Raw genomic sequence first — 5667 nt, 5'->3', positions numbered from 1 at the left:
TTTACTCTTTCTCATAGTGCTATCCTAAATAATTTTGCTTATCTAGGACAGCCCCTAATTTTTTAAGTCTTCGTAGTATTTAGACATGTTTAAGCAAGTCATGGACATGTTGTTGCCACCATTGAAAATGTATTTGAAATCCGTTCCTGATTTTTTTAGATGCTCATAAAACAAGACATAAGCTTATCGGCTTATGTCTTTTACACATTTAATAATCAATGAAGTATGGTAATAGATCTTTTGCATGAGTCAGCGCTAGCCGTTGAAGTTCCGTTATTTAAAGTCAATACAACAGTACTTTCGCAAGAGATATAGTTATTATTGGTTTTTAATTGTCGTGTTTGAGGTCTGGATTTTACTTACGGAAAAATTTTATTTATAACCAAAGTGTTGGCATGGCAGTCAGATTTTTGCGCCCTTGATGGGTTTAAAGAGCCTATTAATTACTGCCTAATGAGTGACATGGATTTAGAGTTAAATACGTAAATTTACATTAATCGAACTTCGGGGCGGGGCGAAATTCCCCACCGGCGGTATTTTTTTTTGGGTGATATCATCCAGCTAAACAGCCCGCGAGCGCCTTGTTCCTTGTGAACAAGGGTCAGCAGATCTGGTGAGATGCCAGAGCCGACGGTTACAGTCCGGATGATAGAAGATCGACCAAGCTTTTGATGCTCCTAGTAATAGGAGCTTTATATGTGCTTTTTTAAACGTGGAGCTTGGTACTATTTATTCTCATCACCCCTGTTCATCTTATTGATTGGAGAAAATCAAGATGGCAGGAACATTTTTTATCATGATCGCGTGTTTTATGTGGGCATTGGATACCTTAATCCGCTACCCGTTGTTAAGCTCCGGTTATTCAACCTTGCAAATCGTTCTTATCGAACACATTACGCTGGTATTATTTGTCAGCCCCATGTTGTGGCGTTACCGCCATGTTTATCGTCATATGTCTATCAGCGGATTTTCAAGTTTGTTTTTTATTGGCGGCATTGGCTCGGCTATAGGTACCTTAGCGTTTACCGAAGCGTTCCATTACTTGAATCCTACTATCGTTATTTTACTGCAAAAGCTTCAGCCTATCGTTGCTATTTTCCTGGCCTATTGGTTACTGAAAGAGCATATTGAAGGGCATTTTTTACAATGGGCGGCGGTCATTTTACTGGGCAGCTTTGTGATGATGTGGCCAGATTTACGCGCGTTAGGCAACGCTCAATGGCACTATTCAAGCGATACGATAAGTCTGTTCAAAGGCTACGGTTACACGCTAATTGCGGTGATCGCATGGGGCGCTACCACTGTATGCGGTAAGTATTTGTCCCATCAGCATATACCGGCGAATGCCATCATGTCGGGTCGATTTTTTGCTGGGCTGTTAGTGCTCTTACCCATAGCATTGGCGCATTCAGATGAATTATCCATGATGACATCGATAGATTTGAGTCTTATTGTCGTCATGGCCTTACTAAGTGGCTTTATTGGTATGTGGTTTTACTACCAAGGCTTGAAAACGATCCCCGCACAACTAGCTACCTTGGCCGAGTTGTCTTTCCCCGCCTTCGCAGCCCTGATCAACTGGGTCTTCCTCGACATGGGGCTGACGGGCTACCAAATCATTGGTGGCATGATGCTGATACTCGGCAATATCGGCCTGCGCATGAAAAACCCAAGAAGAAATGACTTAAGCCCTGTGATGCAATAAAAACTGCGACATATGAGCCACGTACAGCACAAAAAACTAGGTTGACTGATTTTTTGTGCTGTTTAGCTATGCTAAACAAACCGTAGAGGTATACTTGATAAACTAACGATTCGGTGAGAGGTTTATTATGATTAAGAGAATCATGATTTATAGTTACAAATCAATAAAATAAATATATACGAGAGAAAATAATCCTAGGCACTTTCTTCAGCCTACTTTGACGTGATTTTATTTGCAACCGTGCATATGCAGTCCCTGGATTGCTATAATCTAGTGTTATAACCCTTGTAAATATCTGATTAACTGTCATAAAATAGCGTTCTTTGTGTTTATGTTAGAATATTTTGCTAGAAAACATCTGTTCTCTCTATGAATGTTACCTGTGTAAAAATATCTGGTGACAGATGATAATCCCATGCTTATTAAGTGGCGAACGCTCACTCTACGACACTCATCACCAGTAACGTTATGGTTTGGCATGCTGCTTGCATGCTTTGCTTGGATCATGCATGTCTCAGTGTTGCTGGCGCCTTTATGGGATGATGATGCCCATTTAGGTCACGGCATTTGTATCAAGCTTGCACCGGTTGTCTCAACGGCTAATCAGTACGAGCAAATACAGGCGGATATTACTCATACTGCTCACAATATGCCTGATGATAGCGCAGCTTATCATCTGCACCATCATACCGTTTCGAATTCCTTATCATCGACTTCAACAGTAAATACCCACACAGAACTGTCGTCAAAACAATTACATAGCAAGCATCACAGCGAAAGCGCTGATCCAGATACTGTAAAACATCCCAGCTGTGATATCTGTCTTTCTATGACAGCAGTACTTGTGCCTGAAGTATTTGCACATGCTCACCCTGCTTTGTTTGAACTACCCTCAGTATTAGCCGCTTCTTTATATCATTCAACCCCCCCGTTTTCTGATTGGTTTTTTACGACCTCTCACCCGCGCTCCACCTCAACCCCTATTTAAATAACTTTAAACATTCATAGTTCAATATTTTATTGGTACATCGACAATTCGCGATCAATCAACAGGCTTTTTTTTGCTTTGATTGATGGGCATGTATTCGTTTGTCTAAAAGAAAATATTCAAAAAAGCTGCCCAAAATATTGGGCTTGAAATGCTATTTATTTATATCAGTACCTATTCAGTAAGTATCTCATCTAAGCTCGTAAGTGGCTTGGATTGTATGTTGTTGCAAAAAACTGAATAACTGATTCAATTATGTTTTAGGAGTCATGTTTATGACGATGGCATTGTTAACAGCAGCGTTGTTAATGGGATTTTTTGGTTCACCGCATTGTTTGGGTATGTGTGGTGGTATTGTCGCAGCATTTGGGCTGTCTATGAAAAACACTAGCCCAGCAAAAAAACGAGGATTAATCGCCACTTATCATTTAGGTCGATTACTCAGTTATGCCTTACTAGGGTTGATTGCAGGTTTGATTGGTACGGCTGTACTCGCGCCATTGATGGTGGGGAACAGTACGCCTCGCATTTTACTTGGTTTGGTATTGGTTTTTGTGGGGCTGACCATGCTTGGCCTTCCTTTTCTAAATAAGCTTGAGCGACTTGGCATGCGCTTATGGCAAGCGTTATCACCGCTACGCACAAAAGTGTTTCCCTTAAATACGGTTCCTCGCGCACTAGCAGCGGGTTTGCTCTGGGGCTTTTTACCATGCGGTCTTGTATATGGTGCATTACTCATTGCCGTTGTAGGTCATGATCCCCTAACAGGCGCTGTTTTGATGTTTGCTTTCGGGCTTGGAACGATTCCGACGCTGGTTGCGACGCATGAAACAGTCAATTGGGTACGCCATCATATTGGGCGTCTACGTCTACGGCAATTGAATGGTGCGATTATGATGATATCGGGATTGGCCGTTGTCGCTGTACCAATGGTCATGGCAAATATGCATGGACATATGGATCATGGGCAAATGAATCATGAACAAATGAATCACGAGCAAATGAATCACGAGCACTGAAAACGACACAGCCTGACTCTGCTTCTAGCGCTTGTCACTGTTTAAATCGTAAGGCTTAAATTACAAGACGTAAGATGATGAGCGTCGCCTTAAGAGCAAAGCCATATAGCCCATTATTATTTAAGGATCTACTAATGAGTAGACAAGATCAGAAACCAAAAAATTCTCAGCATTACTTTACCGTGTGGCGTTGGCACTTTTATTCAGGGATTTTTATTGCTCCTTTTTTGATTATTCTTGCTTGTACTGCGCTTGGCATGCTGCTGATGTCTAATACGACGGGCCGAGATTACGATCGCTTGACGGTTACGCCACAAACCACGGTACAAGCGCCTGTTTCCACTCAAGCCAAAGCGGCGCTTGAAAGCACGCCTGGTAGTACACTTGTCAAATACATCGCGCCACGAGAGCCTGATACCGTTGCGCTGTTTCAAGTACGATCAGACAGTCAAGATAATATGGTGGCTATTGATCCTTATACGGCAGATATCGTCAAAAGCATACCAACGAAAAGTAATTTGTATCACACTTTTGATGCGATTCATGGAGATCTGCTGTTAGGAACGGTAGGAGATTATATAGTCGATACACTCTAAAAATGTCATAGCGGTACTGGGATGAATTTTTCGCAGCCTCTGGGAACGCAGCACGCAAGTAAAATTTATACCAGTAGCGCGTTTAAATCCATAACAGTTTTACATTCAGCTAACTATATCCAAGAAACCACGGCGACATTGACCATCCTGATGATCCTAACGGGTTGGTATTTGTGGTGGCAAAAACGCAAATCGGTCAAAGCCATGCTAGTCCCTGATGGGGATACGAGCTTGAAACAAAAACGCTCGTTCTTTCGTACCATTCACGCCACATTAGGAAGTTGGATATCGATTGTCTTACTGTTTTTTTGTATTTCTGGTATGGCATGGGCAGGTATTTGGGGTGGCAAAGTGGTACAGGCATGGAGTCAATTTCCTGCTGGAAAATGGGGCGTCGAACCTGTACCGACTTCCATCAATCCCGATGATCCTCATGCGGGTATGGACATGAGCGAAGCAACCCCTCATGTTCATGGCTCAAGCAGCACGCCAACACATGGTAGCGTCTTAAATACAGGGAAAACTAAGGAAGTGCCTTGGGTACTTGAGCTAACACCCATGCCAATTTCTGGCACGACCAAAGGTAAGGATGGTATTGCACCCAATATACCTATTAACGTAGATACGGTAAATCAGTATGCACATGAGATAGGGTTTGTAGGCCGTTACCACATGAATGTACCGCAAGATAGTACAGGCGTTTGGACACTCAGCCAAGATTCCATGAGCTATGATATGCACAGTCCCACAGCTGACCGTACTGTACATATCGACCGTTACTCGGGTAAAGTATTGGCAGATATTCGCTATGATGACTACAACGCGTTTGGGAAGTTTATGGCAGTCGGTATCGCTCTACATATGGGCACGCTTGGGTGGTGGAGCCTACTTGCTAACGTACTGTTTTGCCTAGCCGTTATCGGTATCTGCATCAGTGGTTATGTGATGTGGTGGCAACGTAGGCCTAATACTCAGGAGGTTATCGGGTTAAACCCACCAGCACGCGGTATTAAGAGATCGATACCCATCTGGTTTATGATCGTGCTACTTGTCGTGGCAGTCATTTTTCCAACCGCAATCATTGCTATTATCGCCATCACTTTGTTGGACTTTTTGGTTATTTCGCGTTTTTCTGTTTTAGAGAAATTATTGAAATAAAGTTTTATCGAAAGCAAGGCCACAACAAATGCGATGGTTTTTACTAGGGCGTGTTGAACATTCGCAAATAGGCACTGCTGACCGCTAAAATTGTTCCAGACAAGGCACAAAGCGACGATAATGCAGATGCCTTAGCGAGATTTGTAACGCAGTATGGGGCAATTTTAGCATCAGCCCGCAGGGACAGGACTCTTTTTTGCC

3 protein-coding genes, 1 pseudogene and 1 riboswitch are annotated in these 5667 nt (G+C 42.7%); all 4 genes and pseudogenes read left to right on the top strand.

Going from position 1 to position 5667, the window contains the following annotated elements:
- Positions 1-496 precede the first annotated feature (496 nt).
- A riboswitch (FMN riboswitch) is annotated at positions 497-661 on the top strand.
- A 114-nt stretch (positions 662-775) separates the two neighbouring features.
- Positions 776-1705, top strand: coding sequence for a DMT family transporter (locus tag L0G63_RS13285; protein WP_301451083.1), 930 nt, complete (start codon positions 776-778; stop codon positions 1703-1705).
- Between the two features lie 415 nt (positions 1706-2120).
- Positions 2121-2693, top strand: a complete 573-nt coding sequence (locus L0G63_RS13280; protein WP_301451082.1) for a hypothetical protein — start codon at positions 2121-2123, stop codon at positions 2691-2693.
- A 275-nt stretch (positions 2694-2968) separates the two neighbouring features.
- Positions 2969-3712, top strand: coding sequence for a sulfite exporter TauE/SafE family protein (locus tag L0G63_RS13275; RefSeq protein ID WP_301451081.1), 744 nt, complete (start codon positions 2969-2971; stop codon positions 3710-3712).
- Positions 3713-3786: 74 nt separating this feature from the next.
- Positions 3787-5466 (top strand): annotated as a pseudogene (locus L0G63_RS13265) (PepSY-associated TM helix domain-containing protein).
- Positions 5467-5667 lie beyond the last annotated feature (201 nt).

Source organism: Psychrobacter sp. (assembly GCF_030454045.1).
Lineage (GTDB): Bacteria > Pseudomonadota > Gammaproteobacteria > Pseudomonadales > Moraxellaceae > Psychrobacter.
This window is presented reverse-complemented; position numbering and strand designations above follow the sequence as displayed.

Bases quoted from the DNA above. Each gene is read 5' to 3' on its own strand.
- L0G63_RS13275 (WP_301451081.1), top strand. From the start codon at position 2,969: ATGACGATGGCATTGTTAACAGCAGCGTTGTTAATGGGATTTTTTGGT.
- L0G63_RS13285 (WP_301451083.1), top strand. From the start codon at position 776: ATGGCAGGAACATTTTTTATCATGATCGCGTGTTTTATGTGGGCATTG.
- L0G63_RS13280 (WP_301451082.1), top strand. From the start codon at position 2,121: ATGCTTATTAAGTGGCGAACGCTCACTCTACGACACTCATCACCAGTA.